32 protein-coding genes and 1 pseudogene are annotated in these 20,577 nt (G+C 67.9%); 3 read left to right on the top strand and 30 right to left on the bottom strand.

Features of this window, described 5'->3' with window-relative positions:
- Positions 1-15: 15 nt before the first annotated feature.
- The 30 genes and pseudogenes from ACOGXE_RS09760 to ACOGXE_RS09615 form a co-directional block, all read right to left on the bottom strand.
- Positions 16-732: an RraA family protein gene (locus ACOGXE_RS09760; RefSeq protein ID WP_419930721.1), complete on the bottom strand. Its 717-nt coding sequence runs from the start codon at positions 730-732 to the stop codon at positions 16-18.
- A 24-nt stretch (positions 733-756) separates the two neighbouring features.
- Positions 757-1,107 (bottom strand): annotated as a pseudogene (gene rplQ / locus ACOGXE_RS09755) (50S ribosomal protein L17); the annotation flags it as partial.
- Between the two features lie 2 nt (positions 1,108-1,109).
- Entirely contained in the window at positions 1,110-2,141 is a 1,032-nt protein-coding gene (locus tag ACOGXE_RS09750) for a DNA-directed RNA polymerase subunit alpha (RefSeq protein WP_419930720.1), read from the bottom strand.
- A 35-nt stretch (positions 2,142-2,176) separates the two neighbouring features.
- Positions 2,177-2,794, bottom strand: coding sequence for a 30S ribosomal protein S4 (gene rpsD, locus ACOGXE_RS09745; RefSeq protein ID WP_419930719.1), 618 nt, complete (start codon positions 2,792-2,794; stop codon positions 2,177-2,179).
- 2 nt (positions 2,795-2,796) lie between these two features.
- On the bottom strand, positions 2,797-3,192 hold the full coding sequence (rpsK, locus tag ACOGXE_RS09740) for a 30S ribosomal protein S11 (RefSeq protein ID WP_419863536.1): 396 nt from the start codon (positions 3,190-3,192) through the stop codon (positions 2,797-2,799).
- A 58-nt stretch (positions 3,193-3,250) separates the two neighbouring features.
- Complete coding sequence (gene rpsM, locus ACOGXE_RS09735) at positions 3,251-3,628, bottom strand: 30S ribosomal protein S13 (protein ID WP_323671034.1); 378 nt, start codon at positions 3,626-3,628, stop codon at positions 3,251-3,253.
- An 18-nt stretch (positions 3,629-3,646) separates the two neighbouring features.
- Entirely contained in the window at positions 3,647-3,760 is a 114-nt protein-coding gene (gene rpmJ / locus ACOGXE_RS09730) for a 50S ribosomal protein L36 (protein WP_155429726.1), read from the bottom strand.
- 40 nt (positions 3,761-3,800) lie between these two features.
- Positions 3,801-4,361 (bottom strand): adenylate kinase, encoded by a 561-nt coding sequence (locus tag ACOGXE_RS09725; protein WP_419930718.1) that lies wholly within the window; start codon positions 4,359-4,361, stop codon positions 3,801-3,803.
- Positions 4,361-5,689 carry a preprotein translocase subunit SecY gene (gene secY / locus ACOGXE_RS09720; protein WP_419930717.1) on the bottom strand — a complete coding sequence of 443 codons (1,329 nt, stop codon included), beginning with the start codon at positions 5,687-5,689 and terminating at the stop codon, positions 4,361-4,363. Before secY ends, ACOGXE_RS09725 begins: the two co-directional genes overlap by 1 nt.
- A 9-nt stretch (positions 5,690-5,698) precedes the next feature.
- Entirely contained in the window at positions 5,699-6,190 is a 492-nt protein-coding gene (gene rplO / locus ACOGXE_RS09715) for a 50S ribosomal protein L15 (RefSeq protein ID WP_419930716.1), read from the bottom strand.
- Positions 6,174-6,371, bottom strand: a complete 198-nt coding sequence (gene rpmD / locus ACOGXE_RS09710; protein ID WP_419930715.1) for a 50S ribosomal protein L30 — start codon at positions 6,369-6,371, stop codon at positions 6,174-6,176. The genes rplO and rpmD overlap by 17 nt, the downstream gene beginning before the upstream one ends.
- Positions 6,368-7,102 (bottom strand): 30S ribosomal protein S5, encoded by a 735-nt coding sequence (rpsE, locus tag ACOGXE_RS09705; protein ID WP_419930714.1) that lies wholly within the window; start codon positions 7,100-7,102, stop codon positions 6,368-6,370. The genes rpmD and rpsE overlap by 4 nt, the downstream gene beginning before the upstream one ends.
- Before the next feature lie 10 nt (positions 7,103-7,112).
- Complete coding sequence (rplR, locus tag ACOGXE_RS09700) at positions 7,113-7,466, bottom strand: 50S ribosomal protein L18 (protein ID WP_419930713.1); 354 nt, start codon at positions 7,464-7,466, stop codon at positions 7,113-7,115.
- On the bottom strand, positions 7,463-8,044 hold the full coding sequence (rplF, locus tag ACOGXE_RS09695; protein ID WP_419930712.1) for a 50S ribosomal protein L6: 582 nt from the start codon (positions 8,042-8,044) through the stop codon (positions 7,463-7,465). The genes rplR and rplF overlap by 4 nt, the downstream gene beginning before the upstream one ends.
- A 9-nt stretch (positions 8,045-8,053) precedes the next feature.
- On the bottom strand, positions 8,054-8,458 hold the full coding sequence (rpsH, locus tag ACOGXE_RS09690; protein ID WP_419930711.1) for a 30S ribosomal protein S8: 405 nt from the start codon (positions 8,456-8,458) through the stop codon (positions 8,054-8,056).
- 13 nt (positions 8,459-8,471) lie between these two features.
- Positions 8,472-8,657 carry a type Z 30S ribosomal protein S14 gene (locus ACOGXE_RS09685; RefSeq protein ID WP_323671042.1) on the bottom strand — a complete coding sequence of 62 codons (186 nt, stop codon included), beginning with the start codon at positions 8,655-8,657 and terminating at the stop codon, positions 8,472-8,474.
- Between the two features lie 56 nt (positions 8,658-8,713).
- Positions 8,714-9,256 (bottom strand): 50S ribosomal protein L5, encoded by a 543-nt coding sequence (rplE, locus tag ACOGXE_RS09680; RefSeq protein WP_419933509.1) that lies wholly within the window; start codon positions 9,254-9,256, stop codon positions 8,714-8,716.
- Between the two features lie 77 nt (positions 9,257-9,333).
- Positions 9,334-9,672 (bottom strand): 50S ribosomal protein L24, encoded by a 339-nt coding sequence (rplX, locus tag ACOGXE_RS09675; protein ID WP_419930710.1) that lies wholly within the window; start codon positions 9,670-9,672, stop codon positions 9,334-9,336.
- A gap of 13 nt (positions 9,673-9,685) precedes the next feature.
- Positions 9,686-10,054, bottom strand: coding sequence for a 50S ribosomal protein L14 (gene rplN / locus ACOGXE_RS09670; RefSeq protein ID WP_419930709.1), 369 nt, complete (start codon positions 10,052-10,054; stop codon positions 9,686-9,688).
- Positions 10,055-10,072: 18 nt separating this feature from the next.
- Positions 10,073-10,360: a 30S ribosomal protein S17 gene (gene rpsQ / locus ACOGXE_RS09665; protein ID WP_419930708.1), complete on the bottom strand. Its 288-nt coding sequence runs from the start codon at positions 10,358-10,360 to the stop codon at positions 10,073-10,075.
- Positions 10,357-10,656, bottom strand: coding sequence for a 50S ribosomal protein L29 (gene rpmC, locus ACOGXE_RS09660; RefSeq protein ID WP_419930707.1), 300 nt, complete (start codon positions 10,654-10,656; stop codon positions 10,357-10,359). Before rpmC ends, rpsQ begins: the two co-directional genes overlap by 4 nt.
- Entirely contained in the window at positions 10,656-11,072 is a 417-nt protein-coding gene (rplP, locus tag ACOGXE_RS09655) for a 50S ribosomal protein L16 (RefSeq protein ID WP_323671046.1), read from the bottom strand. The genes rpmC and rplP overlap by 1 nt, the downstream gene beginning before the upstream one ends.
- The gene (rpsC, locus tag ACOGXE_RS09650) at positions 11,072-11,959 is read right to left on the bottom strand and encodes a 30S ribosomal protein S3 (RefSeq protein WP_419930706.1); all 888 of its coding nucleotides are present in this window, start codon (positions 11,957-11,959) and stop codon (positions 11,072-11,074) included. The genes rplP and rpsC overlap by 1 nt, the downstream gene beginning before the upstream one ends.
- Before the next feature lie 2 nt (positions 11,960-11,961).
- Positions 11,962-12,630 carry a 50S ribosomal protein L22 gene (gene rplV / locus ACOGXE_RS09645; protein WP_419930705.1) on the bottom strand — a complete coding sequence of 223 codons (669 nt, stop codon included), beginning with the start codon at positions 12,628-12,630 and terminating at the stop codon, positions 11,962-11,964.
- A complete protein-coding gene (gene rpsS, locus ACOGXE_RS09640) occupies positions 12,627-12,905 on the bottom strand; it encodes a 30S ribosomal protein S19 (protein WP_323671047.1) in 279 nt (92 codons plus the stop codon). Before rpsS ends, rplV begins: the two co-directional genes overlap by 4 nt.
- A gap of 4 nt (positions 12,906-12,909) precedes the next feature.
- Positions 12,910-13,746, bottom strand: a complete 837-nt coding sequence (rplB, locus tag ACOGXE_RS09635; protein WP_419930704.1) for a 50S ribosomal protein L2 — start codon at positions 13,744-13,746, stop codon at positions 12,910-12,912.
- Between the two features lie 9 nt (positions 13,747-13,755).
- Positions 13,756-14,046, bottom strand: coding sequence for a 50S ribosomal protein L23 (gene rplW / locus ACOGXE_RS09630; RefSeq protein ID WP_419930703.1), 291 nt, complete (start codon positions 14,044-14,046; stop codon positions 13,756-13,758).
- The gene (gene rplD / locus ACOGXE_RS09625) at positions 14,043-14,720 is read right to left on the bottom strand and encodes a 50S ribosomal protein L4 (RefSeq protein WP_419930702.1); all 678 of its coding nucleotides are present in this window, start codon (positions 14,718-14,720) and stop codon (positions 14,043-14,045) included. The genes rplW and rplD overlap by 4 nt, the downstream gene beginning before the upstream one ends.
- A gap of 10 nt (positions 14,721-14,730) precedes the next feature.
- Positions 14,731-15,405 carry a 50S ribosomal protein L3 gene (rplC, locus tag ACOGXE_RS09620; protein ID WP_419930701.1) on the bottom strand — a complete coding sequence of 225 codons (675 nt, stop codon included), beginning with the start codon at positions 15,403-15,405 and terminating at the stop codon, positions 14,731-14,733.
- 234 nt (positions 15,406-15,639) lie between these two features.
- Complete coding sequence (locus ACOGXE_RS09615; protein ID WP_419930700.1) at positions 15,640-16,665, bottom strand: NADP-dependent oxidoreductase; 1,026 nt, start codon at positions 16,663-16,665, stop codon at positions 15,640-15,642.
- A 189-nt stretch (positions 16,666-16,854) separates the two neighbouring features.
- Here ACOGXE_RS09615 and ACOGXE_RS09610 point away from each other — a divergent pair, with 189 nt between their 5' ends.
- From ACOGXE_RS09610 to ACOGXE_RS09600, 3 genes are read left to right on the top strand one after another with little or no spacing between them, the layout of a single operon-like run.
- On the top strand, positions 16,855-17,733 hold the full coding sequence (locus ACOGXE_RS09610) for an FAD binding domain-containing protein (protein ID WP_419930699.1): 879 nt from the start codon (positions 16,855-16,857) through the stop codon (positions 17,731-17,733).
- A complete protein-coding gene (locus ACOGXE_RS09605) occupies positions 17,733-18,212 on the top strand; it encodes a (2Fe-2S)-binding protein (RefSeq protein ID WP_419837535.1) in 480 nt (159 codons plus the stop codon). The genes ACOGXE_RS09610 and ACOGXE_RS09605 overlap by 1 nt, the downstream gene beginning before the upstream one ends.
- A gap of 51 nt (positions 18,213-18,263) precedes the next feature.
- The gene (locus tag ACOGXE_RS09600) at positions 18,264-20,537 is read left to right on the top strand and encodes a xanthine dehydrogenase family protein molybdopterin-binding subunit (RefSeq protein ID WP_419930698.1); all 2,274 of its coding nucleotides are present in this window, start codon (positions 18,264-18,266) and stop codon (positions 20,535-20,537) included.
- Positions 20,538-20,577: the final 40 nt, after the last annotated feature.

The raw sequence follows: 20,577 nt of genomic DNA, 5'->3' as shown, positions 1-20,577 counted from the left end.
GGCCTCTGCGGTGGGCTAGTGATCGCCCTCGGGGTCGAGCAGGGCGGTCAGCCGATCGATCGAGAAGTCCTCGCTCCGGGCGGCGTCGATGAGCACGCGCTCGACAGCAGCGATCTTGGCAGCCGCTGCGGGAACCTCAACCGCTGCATCGGCAGGCACCACGACCGCGCCGTGACGGTCGGCGTGAATCAGGTCGCCGGGGCGCACCGACATGCCGTGCACCGTGACCGGCACCGCGTACTCCACGACATGCACCCACGCATGCGAGGGGCCGATGGAGCCGGCGAGAGCTCCGAAACCCGGCGCCCAATCGTCCAAGTCGCGGATGGATCCATTGGTGATGACGCCGAGGGAGCCCAGACCGGCATGGATGCTGCTGTTCACCTCGCCCCACCAAGCGCCATAGCCGGGTGACGCATCGATGTCTTCGATGACGGTGACCGTGGGATGCGGGCCCTCGGCCATGTGCCGGTAGTAGCCGACGCGCACGCCGGCGTCGGCGTCACCGGATCGACCCGACGGCGCTGCGGCTCGGATGGTGGCCGTACGCGCGTAGCCGACCATGACCGTGTCGGGGTCGGGACAGACCAGCGGGGCTGTGGTGTAGCCGTAAGCGCGGCGGTGCGGAGCGACGATCTCCAGCGCATTGCAGACGGTCGGAGTGTCCAGCTCGCGCAGAGCGTCCAGCACCCCCATGCTCAACGGCCCGGCGCTCAACGAGTCGTTGCTCATGTGCTCGAGGACCGTGTGGCGCTAGACCAACTCGATGAGCGCCATGGGGGCGTTGTCGCCCCGGCGCGGGCCGAGCTTCAGGATGCGGGTATAGCCGCCCGGACGGCCCTCGTAGCGCGGGCCGATCTCGTCGATGAGCTTCTGGGCCATCTCCTGGTCGCCGTTGAGGCTGGCGATGATCTGGCGATGCCGTGCCAATCCGCCCTTGCGGGCCTTCGTGATGAGCTTCTCGGCATACGGCCGCAGCGCCTTGGCCTTGGCCTCAGTGGTCTCGATGGCCTCCGCTGCGAACAACGACGCGGCCAGGTTGGCCAGCATCGAGCGCTGGTGGCTGGCGCTGCCGCCGAGGCGTCGGCCCTTCGTGGGCGTGGGCATAGCTAGCTGACCGCCGCTGGTGCGGCCTGCTCGGCCTCGACCCCGGCCTCGCCCTCAGACTCAGTCTCAGACTCAGACGACGGGCTCATGCCGCGCAGGGCCAGCCCGCGCTCGTCGAGCTTCTCGATGACCTCGTCGAGCGACTTCTGGCCGAAGTTCGGAACGGTCATCAGCTCGTCGACCGACTGGTCGAGCAGCTCGCCGATGGTGTTGAACTGCGCGCGCTTGAGGCAGTTGCGGGCACGCTCGGACAGGCCCAGGTCTTCGATGGGCCGTTCCAGATCGCTGGCGCGGCCCCCGCCGACGGCCACCTCGGCGATGTCGAGGCCCAGCGGCTCCGGCGACAGCTCGGCGATCATCAGCATCAGCCGGCACAGGGTGTCGCCGGCCGAGGCCAGCGCTTCGCGCGGACTCATCGCGCCGTCGGTCTCGATATCGAGCACGAGCCGGTCAAAGTCAGTGGACTGCTCGACGCGCACCGGCTCGACTTCCACCGCCACACGCCGCACCGGGCTGAACAGCGCGTCCATCAGGATCACGCCGATGGTGCTGCCGGCACGCTCGCTCTCGGGTGCCGCGTAACCCCAGCCGCGCTCGACGGTGAGGTCCATGGCCAGGCGGGCGCCCTCGCCGAGCGTCGCAATGTGCAAATCGGGTGTCAGGCACTCGACGTCGATGCCCCAGTCCACGTGACCCGCCAGCACCGGACCCACACCGCGCTCGTCGAGGCGCACTGCCACGGCATCGTCGCTGTCACAGCGCAGCACCACGTCCTTGAGATTCAGGATGATGTCGGTGACGTCCTCGACGACGCCTTCGATGGTCGTGAACTCGTGCAGCGCATCGTCGAAACGCACCTGGGTGATTGCCGCGCCGGGAATGGAGGACAGCAGCGTACGCCGCAGCGAGTTGCCCAGCGTGTGCCCGAACCCAGGCTCCAGCGGGCCGATGGCGAAGCGCTGGCGGTTGCCCTCAGGCTCGCCGAGGATGTCGATGGTCGGTCGGTGCATGACCAAGGTGTCGGAGATGGACACGTTCACCCCTTCGTGGGCGGCAGATGTTGACAGGACTATTTGCTGTAGAGCTCGACGATGAGCTGCTCGCGCACCGGGATCTCGATCTGCGATCGGATCGGCAGCTCGCGCACGGTGACTCGCTGGCCCCCGTCGCTCGCCTCCAGCCACGCGGGCGGGGTGCGGTCCAGCACGTCGAGATTCCAGCGGATGGTGACGATCTCGCGGGCCTTCGTCCGCAATTCGACCACGTCGTCCTTGCGGGCCCGGAAGCTGGGGATGTTGACCCTGCGTCCGTTGACGTCGATGTGGCCGTGGCTCACGAACTGGCGGGCCTGCGGGCGAGTTGCCGCCCAGCCGGACCGGTACACGATGTTGTCCAGCCGCAGCTCGAGCAGCCGCAGCAGGTTCTCGCCGGTCACCCCCCGCTGGCGGGCGGCCTCTTCGTACGCATTGCGGAACTGTCGCTCCGTCATCCCGTAGGTGAAGCGGCACTTCTGCTTCTCCTGCAGCTGCATCAAGAACTCGGAGTTCTGGCTGCGGCGCCGGCCGCGGCCGTGCTCACCAGGCGGGTACGGACGCCGGTCGAGCGCCTTGGTCTCGCCCTCGGTGCCCCAGATATTGGTGTTGAGCCGCCGCGAGACGCGCGCCTTTGGACCCGTGTAGCGAGACATCGTCAGACTCTCCGGCGCTTCGGGGGACGGCAGCCGTTGTGAGGCACCGGCGTCATGTCGCGGATGCCCTTGATCTCGATGCCGGAATTCTGGATGGAACGGATGGCCGTCTCGCGGCCCGAGCCAGGACCCTTCACGTGCACATGAACCCGGCGCACTCCATGCTCCATGGCGCGCTCGGAGGCTTGCTCCGCGGCCTGCTGTGCAGCGAACGGCGTCGACTTGCGGGAACCCTTGAAGCCGGCGTTCCCGGCAGATGCCCACGACACCACGTTGCCCTGCAGATCGGTGAACGTGATGATCGTGTTGTTGAACGAGCTCTTGATGTGCGCCACGCCGTCGCCGACGTTCTTGCGCTCCCTGCGGCGCCCGCGCCGAGCCGGCTGCTGCTGGTTCACTTCCGACCGCCTCTCATGCGTCCGGTCTCTCGTTGCCGACGGATTCGGCCGCGCACGCTCACTTGCGCACCTTCTTCTTGCCCGCGACGGTCTTGCGCGGGCCCTTGCGGGTGCGTGCGTTCGTGTGCGTGCGCTGGCCTCGCACCGGCAGGCCGCGCCGGTGCCGGACACCCTGGTAGCAGCCGATCTCGATCTTGCGTTTGACGTCCTGGGCCACGTCGCGCCGCAGGTCGCCCTCGACGGCCAAGTTGGCATCGATGTGGTTGCGGATGCGCGCCACCTCGGCATCGGTCAAGTCACGCACACGGGTGCGCTCGGCGATGTTCAGGTCTTCGCAGATCTGCTGGCTGGCCGAACGACCGATGCCATAGATGTAGGTGAGCGCGATCTCCACACGCTTCTCACGCGGTATGTCGACGCCGGCGATTCGGGCCATCGATTCGGAACTCCTGTCTCAGCCTTGCCGCTGCTTGTGTCGCGGGTTCGAGCAGATCACCCGAATCCGCCCATGACGGCGGATGACGCGGCACTTGTCGCAGATCTTCTTGACGCTCGGACGGACTTTCATCGGGTGACCTGCGCTGTAGGCGAGCGAGCAAGTATAGGGGTCACGGTGCCGCCTCGATGGCTGAAACGATACGCCCATGGACCTGGGCGGGGGTGCCGAGGCCGTCGACGGTGACCAGCACTCCCCGATCTGCGAACAGCTTGCGCAGCGGTGCCGTCTCTGCCTCGTACAGCTCGAGCCGGCGGGCGATTGCCTCGGGTGTGTCGTCCGCTCGGCCTCGGTCCAGCATCCGCTGCGTCACCACGTCGTCAGCTACATCGAGGTCGATGGCCCGGTCCACCGTGTGGGGTGCCAGCAGCGCGAACAGGCCGTCGGCCTGTGCTTCGGTGCGGGGAAAGCCGTCCAGCAGGAAACCGGGCGCAGTGTCGGGTTCTTCGAAACGCTCGGCGACGATGCCCAGGATCAGCTCATCACTGACGAGCTCGCCCGCGTCCATGACCGCTTTGGCCTGCCGGCCCAGTTCGGTGCCGGTCGCGACCGCGGCCCGCAGCATGTCTCCTGTCGAAATGTGGGCAATGCCATAGCGCTCCACTAGCAGCTCGCACTGGGTGCCCTTGCCGGCGCCCTGCTTGCCCAAGATGACCAGCCGTCGCGTGCCCATCAGGCCAGGAACCCTTCGTAGTTGCGCATCAGCAGCTGGCTGTCGACCTGCTTCATGGTCTCCAGCGCCACGCCCGAGGCAATCAGGATGGAGACGCCGCCGAAGCCGATCGCTGCGCCGGCCCCGCCGGAACCCAGCGCATCCAGATCGCTCGTCAGCGACAGCAGCACGCTGGGCAGCAGCGCCACCAGCGCAATGAACAGCGCTCCGGGGAGCGTGATGCGGTTCAGCACCCTGGCCAGGTAGCGCTCGGTCTGCGGACCCGGGCGGATGCCGGGAATGAAGCCGCCCTGCTTGCGGATGTTGTCGGCCTGGCGCACCGGGTCGAACGTGATGGCCGTGTAGAAGTAGGCGAAGCCCACGATCAGCCCGCCGAAGAACAGGATGTAGGCGATGTTGTCGGGCTGGGTCAGGTATTCGTCAACGGCGGTCTGCAGCCAGCCCCAGTTGGCCACATTCGACAGCAGCACCGGCAGGAACAGGATCGAGCTGGCGAAGATGACCGGGATCACGCCCGACTGGTTGACCTTCAGCGGGATGTAGGTGTTCTGCCCTCCGTAGAGCCTGCGGCCCACCTGCCGGCGGGAGAACTGCACCGGGATCCGGCGCTGGCCCTGCTCGATGAAGATGATCGCCACCATCATTCCCGTGGCCACGATGATCGCCGCCGCCAGGTACACGGTGCCCTGCACCGCCAGCAAACGCGCGCCGTCGAAGGGAATGGTGGACACGACCGAGGCGAAGATCAGCAACGACATGCCGTTGCCGACGCCGCGCTGGCTGATCAGCTCGCCCATCCACATCAGCAGCGCCGTGCCCGCCGTCAGCGACAGGATCACCAGCGCCACCCGGTTGAACGTGAAGTCGGGGATGACGATGACACCGGCGGTGTTGCCCAGTGCGGTGCCTTGGCCCCGGCCGAAGATGAACGTGATGCCCGTGGCCTGCACGAAGGCGATGCCCAGCGTCAGGTAGCGGGTGTACTGCGTCAGCTTCCGCTGCCCCACCGCCCCTTGCTGCTGAAGCTGCTCGAAGCGCGGGATCGCAACGGTGAGGATCTGGATGATGATCGATGCCGTGATGTACGGCATGATCCCCAGCGCAAAGATGGCGAAGTTGGTGAGCGCGCCACCCGAGAACAGGTTCAGCAGCGCGAGCACGCCGCCAGTCGAGCTGGCCTGCTCGCGCAGCGAGACGATGGCGTCGAAGTCGATGCCCGGCACCGGCACCTGGGAGCCCAGCCTGTACGCCGCGATGATGAACAGCGTGAACATGATCTTCCGGCGCAGATCCTGAATCCGGAAGATGTTGCGCATGTGGCCGAGCACGACGAACCCCTAGCGATTGGTGTGCTGGTTGCCCTGGGCAGGCGGCCGCGGGCCGCCGAAGGTGGGCGGCAGGATCTCGACGCTGCCGCCGGCGCCTTCGATGGCTGCCCGGGCCGAGCCGGACGCCGCGTGGGCCTTCACCGTGATGGGCCGGGTGATCTCGCCGCGCCCAAGAACCTTGACCATGGCGCCCTTGGACACCAAGCCGCGGGCCAGGAGCTCGGCCGGAGTGATCTCGTCCAGACCGCAGGCCTCGAGGGTGTCGAGATTGACCGGCTGGTACTCGACGCGGAACGGGTTCTTGAAGCCCTTGCGCTTGGGAAGGCGGACCTGCAGCGGCAGCTGCCCGCCCTCGTACCAGACGGGAACGGTGCCGCGGGCCCGTGTGCCCTTGGTGCCGCGGCCGGCAGTCTTGCCGCCCTTGCCGCTGGTGCCGCGCGCCACCCGCTTGCGCTTGCGCTTCGACCCTGGGGGCGGGGCCAGGTCATGCAGTCTCAGCATTGCCGACCTCCTCAACTTCGATGAGATGACTCACCTTGCGCAGCATGCCGCGGATCTCGGGTCGGTCCGGAAGGGTATGGCTGCGGCCGATCTTGCCCAGCCCCAGCGCCCGCAGGGCGCCACGTGCCTTGGGCTTGGCCCCGATGGCCGAACGCACCTGGGTCACCACGATCTGGCTCATGACTGCGCCCCGGCAGAAGCCTCGCTCAGCTTGCGCGTCCGCTCTGTCTCGCGGTACGCCTCCAGCAGTCCTGCGGGAATGCACTCCTCGGGCGACAGCCCGCGCAGCTTGGCTACCTCGTCGGGACGCTTCAGAGCTGCCAAGCCTGCGATCGTGGCGCGCGCCACGTTGATGTGATTGGACGATCCGAGAGACTTGGCCAGCACATCGCTGATGCCTGCCTCCTCGAGGATCGCCCTGGCCGCGCCGCCGGCAATGACTCCGGTGCCTGGCGCCGCTGGCTGCAGCAGCACCTTGCCGGCACCCATCACTCCCAGCACGGGATGGACGATGGTGGAGCCGGCCAGGGGCACCTCGAAGAGGCTCTTGCGGGCCTCCTCGGTGCCCTTCTGGATGGCCAGCGGCACTTCCTTGGCCTTGCCGTAACCCAGGCCGACCCGGCCTGCGCCGTCGCCGATCACAACGAGCGCGGAGAACGAGAAGCGGCGACCGCCCTTGACCACTTTGGCCACGCGGTTGATGTCGATGACCCGCGACTCGCGCAGACCGTCGTCGCCGCTGTTGCGGGGGTTGTCGAACTGGCGATCGCGCGGGCGGCGACCGCGCTCGCGATCGTTGCCGCGTTCACCTCCGCCGCGTTCATTGCCGCTGCCGCGTTGATTGCCGCTGCCACGATCACTGCCGCTTCGCTCTTGGGCGGGTCGGACCTGCGAGGTCGGTGCATCTGTCACGAGTCCTCCCTCAGAACTCCAGGCCGCCCTCGCGGGCAGCGTCTGCAAGGGCCGCAACGCGGCCGTGGTAGCGGTTCCCGCCACGGTCGAAGGTGACCGTGGTGGCGCCCGCGGCCCGGGCTCGCTCGGCGATGAGCCGACCGATCTCGCCTGCAGCCGCGATGTTGCCGCCGCCCGTCACCGCGGGCTCGCGCGATGACGCAGCGGCCAGTGTGTGACCTGCTTCGTCGTCGATGAGCTGGGCGCTGATGTGCCGGTTCGACCGGTACACCGCGAGTCGTGGGCGCGCGGCGGTGCCGGTGATCTTCTTGCGCACGCGGCGCCGACGCCGGTTGCGCCGGGTCGTCCTGGTCGGAGCACTCACTTCGCCGCCTTTCCGGCTTTGCGCAGCACGCGCTCGTCGACGTAGCGGATGCCCTTGCCCTTGTAGGGCTCAGGCTTGCGCAGCGCCCGGATGTTGGCCGCAACCTGCCCGACGAGCTGCTTGTCGATGCCCTTCACGATGATCGACGTCTGGTTCGGGACCTCGAAGCTGATGCCATCAGGTGCCGTCACCGGCACCGTGTGACTGAATCCCAACGACAGCTCGAGCGCCGATGGCCCTCGCGCAGCAGCGCGGTATCCCACACCGACAATCTGCAGTTCCTTGGAGAAGCCCTGCGACACGCCCTGCACCATGTTGGCAACGAGTGCCCGGCTGAGCCCGTGCAGTGATCGCTGCGTGCGGCTGTCGTCGGCTCGCTCGACAATGACGGCCGTGCCGTCTTCGCGGTCGTCGAGGAGCGCTCGGATGCCCGCGGCCAGCGACTGGCTGAGTTCGCCCCCGGGACCGCTGACGGTCACCACATGGCCGCCCGCGGCACCTGCGACGTCCGGAGCCGGCTCGATCGTGACCGTCACCCCGTCGGGAATCGAGATGGGCGTCTTGCCCACGCGTGACATCGTCGCCTCCTACCAGACGTAGCAGAGGATCTCGCCGCCCATGCGGTTGCGGCGAGCCTCGCGATCGGTCATCAGGCCCCGGCTCGTCGACAGCACGGCGATGCCGAGGCCGCCGAGCACGCGGGGGACCTTGTCGGACTTGGTGTACACCCGCAGCCCGGGCTTGGAGATGCGCTGCAGCCCCGAGATCGTGCGATCCCGGTCGCCGGTGTACTTCAGATTGATGGTGAGCGTCCGGGCGGGACTGCCAGCAGCATCGCTCACCTGGTAGTCGCTCACGTAGCCCTCGCGCTTGAGGATCGCCGCAAGGCGCTCCTTCTGCTTGGACGACGGCATGGCCACTTCGTCCTTGAACACCATGTTGGCGTTGCGGATGCGAGTGAGCATGTCCGCAATGGGGTCGGTCATCGACATGCGCGCACCTCCCTCACCAGCTGGCCTTGGTCACGCCGGGCACCTCGCCGGCATGGACCATCTCTCGCAGACACACTCGGCACAGCCCGAACTTGCGGTATACCGACCGCGGTCGGCCGCACACGCGGCATCGCGTGTAGGCGCGCACCTTGAACTTGGGAGTGCGCTGCTGCTTGTTGACGAGTGCCTTCTTGGCCATCAGTGCTGTCCTTGCTGTCGTTGTGTGGCGGTTTGGCCCGATGAAATCGTCGGGCGCTATGCGGTCGGGTTCTGGCGGAATGGAAAGCCGAGCGCTGTCAGCAGGGCGCGCCCGCCTTCGTCGTCGACGGCTGACGTCACCAAGGTGATGTCCATGCCGCGTATCTGGTTGACGCTGTCGTAATCGATCTCCGGAAAGACCAGCTGTTCGGTGATGCCGAACGTGTAGTTGCCGTGGCCGTCGAAGCTGCGCGGCGACAGACCCCGGAAGTCGCGGATGCGGGGGATGGCCAGCGAGACGAGACGGTCGTAGAACTCCCACATCCGGTCCCGGCGCATCGTGACCCGCGCACCGATCGCGTTGCCCTCGCGCAGCTTGAACCCGGCGATGGAACGCTTCGCCCGCGTGATCGCCGGCCGCTGACCGCAGATGCGGCTGAGGTCGTCGATGGCGCCTTCGAGCAGGCCGCGGTTCGTCAGCGCGGCGCCCACGCCCATGTTCACGCTGATCTTCGTGAGCCTGGGCACCTGCATGACGTTGGCAAGCCTCAGCTCGTCCTGCAGCTGGGCGCGGACGGTGTCGCGGTACAGCACCTTCATGCGGGGCTCGGGCCGCGCAGCGCCGCCCGCCTCGGCGGCAGCGGCGGACTGGGTCTCCGGCTGAGCCTCGGTCACACTCATGGCAGCTCCTCCCCGGAAACCCGGTGGTAGCGCACCTTGCGACCGCCTTCGAAGCGGAAGCCGACGCGGCCCGGCTGACCCGTTCGGGGACACACCACCGCCACGTTCGACACGTCGACCGGCAGCAGGTAGTCGATGATCTGGCCCTCCTGGTTCTGCTGGGAGGGTCGCTGGTGCTTGTGCCCCACGTTCACGCCTTCCACCGTGAGGCGCCGGCGCGCCAGGTCCACCGACACCACCTCGCCTTCCCTGCCTTTGTCAGGGCCGGAGATGACGCGCACGGTGTCGCCCTTGCGGACGCGCAGTCGCGGCAGCTGGTTCTTCTGGCGAGCCATCACGTCACCTCCATCACAGGACTTCTGGGGCGAGCGACACGATGCGCATGAAGCGCTTGTCGCGCAGCTCGCGGCCGACGGGACCGAAGATGCGAGTGCCGCGGGGCTGGCGGTTGTCGTCGACGAGCACGGCGGCGTTCTCGTCGAAGCGGATGTAGCTGCCGTCGGGGCGCCGGCGCTGCTTGCGCGTGCGCACCACGACGCAGCGCACCACCTCGCCCTTGCGGACGGCTGCCCCAGGGATGGCGTCCTTCACGGTCGCGACGAACACGTCGCCGATGGAGGCATAGCGCCGGCCCGTGCCGCCCAGCACACGGATGCACAGCACCTCGCGTGCGCCCGAGTTGTCGGCCACCTTGAGCCTGGATTCCTGCTGGATCATGACGTCGCTGCCTTCACCTCATCGGGCCCGTTCGACGATCTCCACCAGGCGCCAGCGCTTGGTCTTCGAGATCGGTCGGGTTTCCATGACGCGCACCCGGTCGCCCGGACGCGTGTCTCCAGCGGGATCGTGGACGTACAGCTTCTTGGTGCGCTGCACGGTCTTGAAGTAGCGGGGGTGGCGCACCCGCTCAGTCACCGAGACCACCGCCGTGCGGTCCATCTTGGTGGAGGTGACGATTCCCTCGCGCACCTTGCGCCGGTTGCGGTCAACGGCCTCGCTGGCGTGAGCGGCGTCGGTGCTCATGACTCATCTCCTGTCGAAGCTGCGCTGTCCGCGGCCGAGCCCTGCGAGGCGCCAGCCAACCCAGCGGCCGAGCCCTGCGGAGCTCCCGCCTGCAGGTCTGCCGCTGCGATCTCGCGCTCGCGCAGCACCGTGTGAATGCGGGCGATGTCACGCTTGGTGGAGGCCACCTGCGCAGAGTTGTCGAGCTGACCGGTCGCGAATGCAAAACGCAGGTTGAATAGCTCCTTCTTGGCGCTGTCGAGCTCGTCGAGCAGCTGATCGTCGGACAGGGTCCGAAGCGTTGCGGCCTTTGCCATCAGATGGCCTCCTCTCGGGAGATCACCCGCGCCCGGATGGGCAGCTTCTGGATGGCGCGTTCCATGGCTCCACGGGCCAGTTCGGCGTTGACGCCGCCCAGCTCGAACATCACCCGGCCGGGCTTGACCACAGCCACCCACTTCTCAGGGTTTCCCTTGCCCGAACCCATGCGGGTCTCCGCAGGCTTCGCCGTCACCGGCTTGTCGGGGAAGATGTTGATCCAGACCTTGCCGCCGCGCTTGACGTGGCGGGTCATGGCGATACGGGCCGCCTCGATCTGGCGGGCTGTGATCCAGCCGGGCTCCAGCGCTTGGATGCCGTAGTCGCCGAAATGCACGGCGGTGCCGCCCTTGGTGCGGCCCTTCATGCGACCGCGATGCGCCTTGCGGTGCTTGACCTTGCGGGGCATCAGCATCAGTCGTCCCCTGGCCTGAAATTGGGCGTCTGGGACTGGTCACGCGTCGCCCGTTCGATCTGCTCTTCCTCTTCGAGCAGGCGCTCAAACTCGGGATCGGCCTCACGCAGCAGCGGGACGGGCTCGGTGGGCAGATCCTCCAGGTCGCCCTGGCGGCCGGCCGAAGTGACCACGCCTGCGGGCGGTGCCCCGTCGCCGGACGTCTGGCCGGTGGCCATGGCCGCCTCGCGGTGGATGCGCTCGTCGGAGGAAACCTTGTAGGGGAGGATGTCGCCCTTGTAGAGCCACACCTTCACGCCGATGCGGCCCGCTGTGGTGCGGGCTTCGCGGAAGCCGTAGTCGATGTCGGCACGCAGCGTGTGCAGCGGCACGCGGCCTTCGCGGTACCACTCGGTGCGGGCCATCTCCGAGCCGCCGAGCCGGCCCGAGCACTGCACCCGGATGCCGAGCGCGCCTGCCTTCTGGGCGTTCTGCACGGCGCGCTTCATGGCCCGCCGGAACGCCACGCGGCCGGCGAGCTGATCTGCCACGCCCTGCGCGATCAGAGCTGCCTCGAGCTCGGGCTGCTTGATCTCCTGGATGTTCAATTGGACCTTGGGATTGCCGGAGATCTTGCCGAGCTTGGTGCGCAGGCGGTCGGCCTCGCTCCCCCGGCGGCCGATGACGATGCCCGGCCGGGCTGTGTGCACGTCGACCCGCAGGCGATCCCGGGTGCGCTCCACTTCGATGCGGCTGATCGCTGCATGCGGCAGCTCCGTCCGCAGGAAGTCGCGGATCTTCCAGTCCTCGATGAGGTAGTCCTGATACTCCTTGTCGGCGTACCAGCGCGACTTCCAGTCGGTGGTGATTCCCAAGCGGAAACCGTAGGGGTTGACCTTCTGACCCATGATCAGTTCTTTTCTTCCGGGTCGGCAACGTCTTCTTCAGGGTCGGCAGCCTCGGCCTCGCCGGCTTCGTCGCTCGCGTCAATCGCTTCGATGTCGTCGCTAGCCGTGTCGGCAGCCTCATCGGCCGCGTCGTCGATGTCGTCAACGTTGTCAGTCGCCGTCGCGTCAGCGTCTTCTGGCGCTGTCTCATCAGCCTCGCCGGTGTCGGTGCCTGCGCGGCTGGCGGCCACGCGAGCCGCGCGGGCGGCCGCGGCGGTCTGCGAACCAGACGCAGCCAGCCGGGCCTCGCGCATCTCGAGTTCCTCTGGGCTGAGCTGGGCCACGATCACCGTGATGTGGCTGGTCTGCTTGAAGATGCGGGTGGCGCGGCCCCGTGCCCTCGGGCGCCAGCGCTTGAGAACGGGGCCCTCGTCGGCCCAGCACTCGGCGACGTACAGCTCGTCGGCGTCGAGCTGCTCGTTGTTGGTGGCATTGGCCACCGCGCTCTCGAGCACCTTGGACACCACCTCGGCGGCGCCGCGCTCGCAGAAGCGCAGACGGTCCCGGGCGAGCGCCAGGTCTTCGTCGCGGATGAGGTTGAGCACCACCCGCGCCTTCGACGCGGACAGGCGCGCGTACTTGTGCGTCGCCTTCGCGCCTGCGATGACGTCGAGATCGATCAACCCGCTCATCGCCTACCCCCGCGTTCCTGGCCGGCGTGGAACTTGAACGTCCGCGTCGGCGCGAACTCGCCCAGCTTGTGACCCACCATCGACTCGGTGACGTACACCGGCAGATGCTTGCGCCCGTCATGAACCGCGATGGTGTGACCGATCATCTCGGGGATGATGGTGGAGCGCCGGCTCCAAGTCTTGATGACCTTGCGCTCGCCGCTCTCATTGAGTTCGTCGACCTTCGAGAGCAGGTGGTCGTCGACGAACGGGCCCTTCTTGAGACTGCGCGGCATCGCTCTACCTCCGGGACCCGCGCGTCCGGCGGCGGCGGACGATGAGGTCGTTGGACTTGCGGTTCTTGGAACGTGTACGGCCTTCGGGCTTGCCCCACGGAGACACCGGGTGGCGGCCTCCCGACGACTTGCCCTCGCCGCCGCCCAAGGGATGGTCGACTGGGTTCATCGCCACGCCGCGGGTTTGGGGCCGGACGCCCTTGTAGCGATTCCGGCCGGCCTTGCCGATCTTGATGAGGTCGGCCTCGGCATTGCCCACCGAGCCGATGGTGGCGCGGCAGTCGATCGGCACGCGGCGCATCTCGGTGGACGGCAGGCGCAAGGTGGCGTAGGCACCCTCCTTGGCCACGAGCTGCACACTGGCGCCGGCCGAGCGAGCCATACGCCCGCCGGCGCCCGGCTTGAGCTCGACGTTGTGCACGGTGGTGCCGACGGGCACGTACCGCAACGGCATGGCGTTGCCGACGCGCACCTCCGCCTGCGCGCCATTGGCCAGCTTGTCGCCGACCTCCAGGCCCGCCGGCGCCAGGATGTAGCGCTTCTCGCCGTCGTGATAGTGCAGCAGCGCGATGCGCGCGTTGCGATTGGGGTCGTACTCGATGGTCGCAACCGTGGCGGGCACGCCGTCCTTGTTGCGGCGGAAGTCGATCACCCGGTACCGCTGCTTGTGGCCGCCGCCACGGTGGCGGGACGTCTTGCGGCCGTAGTTGTTGCGTCCGCCGGTGGAGTGCTGCTTGGCGATGAGCGAGCGCTCGGGCTTGGTCGCGGTGACATCGGCAAAATCGGAAACCGTCTGGAACCTGCGGCCGGGACTGGTCGGTTTGCGTACTCGAATGCCCATGACGCCTCGTCAGGAATTGAAGATCTGGATCGAGTCGCCCTCGACGAGGGTGACGATGGCCCGCTTGGTGTCGGGCCGCTTGCCGGTCGTGTTGTTGCGACGGTTCCGGCGGGATTTGCCCTTGCGATTCAGCGTGTTGACCTTGGCGACCTTGACATCGAAGATCTCCTCGACCGCGTGACGGATCTCGGGCTTGCTGGCCGAGGGGTGGACGCGGAACACGTAGATGCCCTCCTCGAGGAAGTCGTACGACTTCTCCGAGATCACGGGCGCAATCAGCACGTCGCGGGGGTCTTTCATTGTTCGTCCCCCTTGCTCGCAGCGCCGTTTGCGGCTGGCGCCGAGTCGGTGGGCCCGGCACTGGTAGGCAAGGTGTCGCGCGTGAAGACCAGCCAGTCAGAGCGCAAGATGTCGTAGGCGTTCAGCTCGGCCGCGCTGACCGAGCGCACCGACGGGAGGTTGCGGAAGCTGCGATCGGCGGTCTGGTGTGCCGGGCTGCTGCCCAGAACCAGCAGAACCTGTCCGGAAAGGGACAGGTTCTCAAGCACGGCAATGGCGTCCTTTGTGCGGGGCTGCGCAAATCGCCACTCGTCAATGATCATGATGCGCTCGCTGCGAGCCCGATCGCTCAGGGCGGAGCGAAGTGCCAGCCGCACGGTCTTGCGGTTCACCTTCTGGCGGTAGTCGCGGGGCTTGGGACCGTGCGCCACACCGCCGCCGGCCCATTGCGGCGAGCGGATGGAGCCCTGGCGAGCCCGACCGGTGCCCTTCTGGCGCCACGGCTTGGCGCCACCGCCGCGTACCTCCGCACGGGTGAGCGTGCTGTGAGAGCCGCTTCGGCGGGCGGCAAGCTGAGCGGTGACAGCCTGATGCAGTGCAGCCATGTTCGGCTCGATGCCGAAGATGGCCTCGTCGAGCTCCACAGTGCCGGCCGTGCCGCCGTCGGGGGTGCGAACGTCAAGCGTGAGCGTCATCGGATCTCCCTCAGACCTCTGCCGGCGCTGTGCCCATTGACGCGCCTTGCGGCGCTTTGACCGCGTTGCGCACGATCACGGTGCCGCCCTTGGGGCCGGGGACTGAACCGCGCACCAGCAGCAAGCCGCGCTCAGCGTCGGCCTCGACGACGGCAAGGTTGAGCGTGGTCACTTTCTCGCCGCCCATGCGCCCGGCCATCCGAGTGCCCTTGAAGACCCGTGACGGCGTGGCGCAGGCGCCGATCGCACCCGGAGCCCGATGGACCCGGTGCGCGCCATGGCTGGCACGCTGGCCCGAGAAGTTGTGCCGCTTCATGGTGCCGGCGAAACCCTTGCCCTTGGAGGTGGCCGTCACATCGACGAGCTCTCCAGGACTGAAAAGGTCGGCGCCCAATTCGGCGCCGACTGTTACCTCGCTGACATCGTCAAGCCGTAGCTCTACGAGACCTGCGCCGGGATCGACGCCGGCCCGCTCGTAGTGACCGATGGTGGGCTTGTTGACCTTGCGGGCTTCGCGGTGGCCGTAGGTGACCTGCACCGCGGTGTAGCCGTCTTGCTCGGTGGTGCGGACGTGCGTGACCCGGCAGTCGTCGACGCGCAGCACCGTGACCGGGACGACTCGATTGTCGTCGTCCCAGAGCTGTGTCATGCCGACCTTGGTGGCGACGAGCGCCTTGTTCGCCATGTGCGCGTCTCTCCCGTACGGGCTTTCCCCATGCGAACGCTCCGCACGGCGGTGCCGGCGGAGCGGTGTTCTGGTTGTGCCGACCGGTTCCGAATACCCAACCCGTTGCGGGGAGGCATCCGGCCTTGCCGGACGTCGGTTCGGCACAGAACGTCCTGCGCCGCGAGTTGCGCAGCCTACCGAGGGTCCCCTGCTGCCCCAACCCGCCTGCGCCCGCTCGACGGGCAGGGCGGCTCAGTCGCCGAGGCGGACGATGGTGGTGCCGACGGTGCGTCCGCCGAGCAGATCCACGAACGCTCCGCCGGCCGATTCGAGGCCCTCGTAGGTGACGTGACGCGGCACGAGCGAGCCCGCGTCGATCCATGCGCGCATCTGCGCTCGCGCCTCGTCGTAGCGGTCGGCGTAGGAGAACACGATGAAGCCCTGCATGCGCACCTGGTTGTTCACGAGCAGGCCCGGAAGTCCGCGTGGGCTCGGGTCGGGGCTGGCGGTGTCGTAGGCCGAGACCGCACCGCAGCAGACGATGCGGCCGAACGTGGCCATGCGGAACAGCGCTGAGCCCAGAATCTCGCCGCCGGTGTTGTCGAAGTACACGTTGATGCGGTCGGGCGTGGCCGCCCGGAACTCGGCCCGGAAATCCGGCGAATGGCGGTTGATCGCGACATCGAAGCCGATCTCGTCGACCAGCAGCGCACATTTCTCCTCGGAGCCAGCAACACCCACCACCCGGCAGCCCTGCGCTTTGGCGATCTGACCGACGATGTGACCCACCGAACCCGCCGCAGCCGAGACCACCACGGTCTCGCCCGACTCCGGCCTGCCGACGTCCAGCAAACCGAAGTAGGCGGTGAGGCCGTTGTTGCCGAGCACGCCGAGGTGCACGGCTGGGTCGAGGTCGCTGTCGGCCACATGCACTTCGTCGGCACGCAGCACCGCATGGCGACGCCAGCCGGTCCGGCCCACCACCGTGTCGCCGACGCTGATGCTGGCTGCATTGGATGCTTCCACCACGCCTGCGCCGGTGCCCCCCATGACCACCCCCGCTTGGGGCGCACCTGCGTAGCTGGCGCTGCCCTGCAGCCCCGCGCGCTGCCCAGCGCCGATGGTGATGGCCTGCACCCGCACCAGCACTTCGCCCGGTCCGGGTTCGGGCACCTCTTCGGTCTGCAGCGCGAAGTGCTCGGTGTCGAGCGGTCCATCCGGCACTGTTGCCAGCACCACGCAATCCGACACTCGTCCAGACCCCGTCGCATCTGTCATGACCTGCTCCTCGCATCGCTGCCGCCGCAATGATTGCCGGTTCGCGCCGAGACTTCTCAGCGACTTCACCGCTGTCTGTGCGGCGCAGGAGCCGCAGCGCAACTATCGTCCGCTGCCGGGAATGCAGCCGCTCGACGGCAGCGTTCCTGATTCCGCCGCAATCCGCCGCACAAGAGGGAGATGCGCCGCATGAGATACGCCGCGCCGACCACTATCGACGAGGCCAGCGCCCTGCTCGCTGCCGACGGCGACGCCATCGTGTTCGCCGGCGCCACCGACGTGGTGCCGCAGATGCGAGGCGGCCGGCCCGAGCCGTCGATGGTGATCGATCTCAAGAAGATCGACCGGCTGATGTCGGTGAGTCTCGAAGGCGACACCTGGCACGTCGGTGCCGCGGTGCCGACTTCGGTGCTGACCGGCGACGACGCCTTCACCGCCGACTTCCCGGGCCTGTCAGAGGCCGCAGGTCTCATCGGTTCGGATCAGATCCAGAACCGCTGCAGTCTCGGCGGCAACCTGTGCAATGCCTCTCCCGCCGCCGACTCGGTACCGGCGCTCGTGGTGAACGACGCCGTCGCCGTCATCGCCGGTGGCGGCGGCGAGCGGCGGGTGCCGGTGGCCGAGGTGGTCACCGGGCCCGGTCAGACGTCGCTGGCCCATGACGAGATCGTCGTGGGCTTCGAGCTGGAGCGCCCTGCGGCGCGCACCGCTGACGCATACCTGCGGCTCATCCCCCGCACCGAGATGGACATCGCTGTCGTCGGCGCCGGCGTGAGGATCACGCTGGACGGCGACGGCGCCGTCAGCGCGGCCACCGTCGCACTCGGTGCCGTGGCCCCCACGGTCGTGCGGGTGCCCGCAGCCGAAGCAGCGCTCGTGGGCAGCCGCCTGGACGACGCGGCGCTGGCTGCAGCAGCCGATGCCGCCAGCGAGGCCTGCAATCCCATCGACGACAAGCGGGGCACGATCGACTACCGGCGCCAGGTCGCCGGCGTGCTCACCCGTCGAGCGGCCGGCATCGCCGCCGACCGCATTCGAACGCGCAACGGACAGAACGGAGCTTCCTGATGAGTCGCACCCATGTGACCTGCGAGGTCAACGGCGATGCCGTCGACTTCCTGACCGAGGACGGCGAGTCGCTGCTCAACGCACTGCGCGACGAGCTGGGGCTGATCGGCGCCAAGGAGGGCTGCGGCACCGGCGACTGCGGTGCCTGCTCGATCATCATGAACGGCCGCCTGCAGTGCTCGTGCCTCATCTTCGCCCCGGAGGCCGACGGCGCCGCCATCACCACCTGCGAGGGCCTTGCCAGTGCCGATGAACTGCACCCGCTGCAGCAGTGCTTCCTGGAAGGCGCTGCGCTGCAATGCGGCATCTGCACGCCCGGGTTCCTCATCGCCGCAAAGGCATTGCTGGATGAGAATCCCGACCCCACCGAGACCGAGGTGCGCTACGCGCTCGCCGGCAACCTGTGCCGCTGCACCGGCTACGACAAGATCGTGCGCTCGGTGCTCGAGGCCGCTGTCCAGATCCGTACCCCTGCCTGATTGACATCGGCTGGCTGAGACCCTCCCGACATCGCACAAGGACACCAGAACATGAGCACTACCGAAGCACCCGCAAGCACCGGGACCAACGGCAACGGCACCTCTGGCTATCGCTGGGTCGGCACCCGCCCGGTCCGCCACGACGGCCTCGACAAGGTGGCCGGCAAGGCGCGCTACGCGGCCGACCTGAACCTGCCCGGGATGCTGTACGGGCACATCCTGCGCTCGCCGCATCCCCACGCCAAGATCATTTCCATTGACACCACCAAGGCAGCGGCGATGCCCGGCGTCAAGGCCGTGGTGACCGGGGCCGATTTCCCCGAAGCGCCCCCCAAGGGCGCCACCCGCAACCTGATGTGCACGGTCATCGCGCGCGACAAGGTGCTGTACAGCGGCCACGCGGTGGCGGCCGTGGCGGCATCCACCCGCCGCGAGGCCAAGGCGGCGGCGGAGGCCATTGAAGTCACCTACGAGCTGCTGCCCCACGTGCTCAACATCTCCGACGCGATGGCCGACGGCGCACCGGTGCTGCACGACACTCTGTTCACCCGCGGTGTCGAGCCGCGGCCCACCGAGCCGTCGAACATTGCGGCCCGCACGGTCTATGAACGCGGCGATGTCGAGCAGGGCTTCGGCGAAGCCGACATCGTGATCGAGCGGGAGTTCTCCACCCAGGCCGTGCATCAGGGCTACATCGAGCCGCACGCCTGCGTCGTGGACTGCGATCAGGAAGGCAAGGCGGTCATCTGGGCCTCCTCGCAGGGCCATTTCATGGTGCGGTCATCGACGGCCACGGTGCTGGGCTGGGACACGTCGCGCATCAAGGTGATCCCGGCCGAGATCGGCGGAGGCTTCGGCGGCAAGACCACCATCTACATCGAGCCGGTGGCGGCGCTGCTGTCCACCAAGGCGGGCCGCCCGGTCAAGATCGTGATGAGCCGTGAGGACGTGTTCCGGGCAACCGGTCCAGCCCCGGGCGCGATCATCAAGATGAAGGTCGGCGCTCGCAACGACGGCACGATCACCACGGCGAAGGCCTGGCTGGCATACGAGAACGGAGCCTTCCAAGGCATTGCTGCGATGCTCGGCTGCATGTGCGTCGTGTCGGCCTACACCCTCGATCACCTCTATGTCGAGGGCTTCGACGTGGTGCTCAACCGGCCGGTCAATGTGGCCTACCGGGCACCGTCGGCTCCGGCGGCGGCATTCGCCATGGACTCGGTGGTCGACGAGATCGCTGAGCGTGTCGGCATGGACCCGCTCGACCTTCGCATCCAGAACTGCCCCTCGCAAGGCGACCCGACGCCGTACGGCCCGAAGTGGCCGATGATCGGTCTGCGCGAGTGCCTTGAAGCGATCCGCGACAGCGATCACTACCAGTCGGAGCTGCCTGCCGGTCAAGGACGTGGCGTGGCCAGCGGCTTCTGGTTCAACATCGGCGAGGCTTCGAGCGCAACGGTCAACCTGAACGAGAACGGCACCGCCACCGTGATCACCGGCAGCCCCGACATCGGCGGCAGCCGAGCGTCGATGGCGCTGATGGCCGCCGAGGAACTCGGCCTCGATGTGCACCTGATCCAACCGGTCGTGGGCGACACCGAGGTGGTCGGCTTCACCGATGTCACCGAGGGCAGCCGTGCCACGTTCGCGACGGGCATGGCGGTAGTGGAAGCCTGCCGTGACCTCAAGGAGCAGCTGCGCAAGCGTGCCGCCAAGACCTGGGACTGTGATCTCGAAGAAGTCGAATGGGTCGATGGCTCGGCGGTGCATGGGCCTGGCGAGCAGGAGCCGCTGACGCTGGCTGCCATCACCGGCAATGCGAAGCGCACCGGTGGCCCGCTGGGCGCCACCGCGTCGCTGAATGCCCGCGGTGCCGGGCCGGCCTTCTCGGTGCAGGTCGCGGATGTGTCCGTCGACCAGGAAACCGGGCGAGTCACCGTCGAGCGGTACACGACGGCACAGGACGCCGGCACAGCGATCCACCCCAGCTACGTCGAAGGCCAGATGCAGGGCGGCGTCGTGCAGGGCATCGGCTGGGCGCTGAATGAGGAGTACATCTACTCCGACGACGGCAACCTGGAGAACCCGGGCTTCCTCGACTACCGCATCCCGGTGGCGTCGGACCTGCCGATGATCGAGACGGTCATCGTGGAGGTGCCCAATCCCTCGCACCCGTACGGCGTGCGCGGCGTGGGCGAGGTGGGCATCGTGCCGCCGCTGCCGGTGATGGCCAATGCCGTGGCCGATGCCACGGGTGTGCGCATCAGCCATCTGCCGCTCTCGCCGCCGCGAGTGCTCGAAGCACTGACGGCTGCCGAGAGCTGATCGCAGCCCGAGCTAGCTGAGCCGATTCGTCGGAGCGGCT

It is taken from the genome of Candidatus Poriferisodalis sp., from assembly GCF_965208555.1.
Taxonomy (GTDB): domain Bacteria; phylum Actinomycetota; class Acidimicrobiia; order Acidimicrobiales; family Poriferisodalaceae; genus Poriferisodalis.
This window is presented reverse-complemented; position numbering and strand designations above follow the sequence as displayed.

Excerpts from the sequence above, each read along its gene's own strand:
- ACOGXE_RS09760 (WP_419930721.1), bottom strand. The coding sequence starts at position 732 with ATGAGCAACGACTCGTTGAGCGCCGGGCCGTTGAGCATGGGGGTGCTG.
- rpsD (WP_419930719.1), bottom strand. The coding sequence starts at position 2,794 with ATGTCTCGCTACACGGGTCCAAAGGCGCGCGTCTCGCGGCGGCTCAAC.
- rpsM (WP_323671034.1), bottom strand. The coding sequence starts at position 3,628 with ATGGCCCGAATCGCCGGCGTCGACATACCGCGTGAGAAGCGTGTGGAG.
- rpmJ (WP_155429726.1), bottom strand. The coding sequence starts at position 3,760 with ATGAAAGTCCGTCCGAGCGTCAAGAAGATCTGCGACAAGTGCCGCGTC.
- ACOGXE_RS09725 (WP_419930718.1), bottom strand. The coding sequence starts at position 4,361 with ATGGGCACGCGACGGCTGGTCATCTTGGGCAAGCAGGGCGCCGGCAAG.
- rplO (WP_419930716.1), bottom strand. The coding sequence starts at position 6,190 with ATGCTGAGACTGCATGACCTGGCCCCGCCCCCAGGGTCGAAGCGCAAG.
- rpmD (WP_419930715.1), bottom strand. The coding sequence starts at position 6,371 with ATGAGCCAGATCGTGGTGACCCAGGTGCGTTCGGCCATCGGGGCCAAG.
- rplF (WP_419930712.1), bottom strand. The coding sequence starts at position 8,044 with ATGTCACGCGTGGGCAAGACGCCCATCTCGATTCCCGACGGGGTGACG.
- rpsH (WP_419930711.1), bottom strand. The coding sequence starts at position 8,458 with ATGTCGATGACCGACCCCATTGCGGACATGCTCACTCGCATCCGCAAC.
- ACOGXE_RS09685 (WP_323671042.1), bottom strand. The coding sequence starts at position 8,657 with ATGGCCAAGAAGGCACTCGTCAACAAGCAGCAGCGCACTCCCAAGTTC.
- rplE (WP_419933509.1), bottom strand. The coding sequence starts at position 9,256 with ATGAAGGTGCTGTACCGCGACACCGTCCGCGCCCAGCTGCAGGACGAG.
- rplX (WP_419930710.1), bottom strand. The coding sequence starts at position 9,672 with ATGGCTCGCCAGAAGAACCAGCTGCCGCGACTGCGCGTCCGCAAGGGC.
- rplN (WP_419930709.1), bottom strand. The coding sequence starts at position 10,054 with ATGATCCAGCAGGAATCCAGGCTCAAGGTGGCCGACAACTCGGGCGCA.
- rpsQ (WP_419930708.1), bottom strand. The coding sequence starts at position 10,360 with ATGAGCACCGACGCCGCTCACGCCAGCGAGGCCGTTGACCGCAACCGG.
- rpmC (WP_419930707.1), bottom strand. The coding sequence starts at position 10,656 with ATGGCAAAGGCCGCAACGCTTCGGACCCTGTCCGACGATCAGCTGCTC.
- rplP (WP_323671046.1), bottom strand. The coding sequence starts at position 11,072 with ATGCTGATGCCCCGCAAGGTCAAGCACCGCAAGGCGCATCGCGGTCGC.
- rpsC (WP_419930706.1), bottom strand. The coding sequence starts at position 11,959 with ATGGGTCAGAAGGTCAACCCCTACGGTTTCCGCTTGGGAATCACCACC.
- rplV (WP_419930705.1), bottom strand. The coding sequence starts at position 12,630 with ATGAGCGGGTTGATCGATCTCGACGTCATCGCAGGCGCGAAGGCGACG.
- rpsS (WP_323671047.1), bottom strand. The coding sequence starts at position 12,905 with ATGCCGCGCAGTCTCAAGAAGGGCCCGTTCGTCGACGACCACCTGCTC.
- rplB (WP_419930704.1), bottom strand. The coding sequence starts at position 13,746 with ATGGGCATTCGAGTACGCAAACCGACCAGTCCCGGCCGCAGGTTCCAG.
- rplW (WP_419930703.1), bottom strand. The coding sequence starts at position 14,046 with ATGAAAGACCCCCGCGACGTGCTGATTGCGCCCGTGATCTCGGAGAAG.
- rplD (WP_419930702.1), bottom strand. The coding sequence starts at position 14,720 with ATGACGCTCACGCTTGACGTTCGCACCCCCGACGGCGGCACGGCCGGC.
- rplC (WP_419930701.1), bottom strand. The coding sequence starts at position 15,405 with ATGGCGAACAAGGCGCTCGTCGCCACCAAGGTCGGCATGACACAGCTC.
- ACOGXE_RS09615 (WP_419930700.1), bottom strand. The coding sequence starts at position 16,665 with ATGACAGATGCGACGGGGTCTGGACGAGTGTCGGATTGCGTGGTGCTG.
- ACOGXE_RS09610 (WP_419930699.1), top strand. The coding sequence starts at position 16,855 with ATGAGATACGCCGCGCCGACCACTATCGACGAGGCCAGCGCCCTGCTC.
- ACOGXE_RS09605 (WP_419837535.1), top strand. The coding sequence starts at position 17,733 with ATGAGTCGCACCCATGTGACCTGCGAGGTCAACGGCGATGCCGTCGAC.
- ACOGXE_RS09600 (WP_419930698.1), top strand. The coding sequence starts at position 18,264 with ATGAGCACTACCGAAGCACCCGCAAGCACCGGGACCAACGGCAACGGC.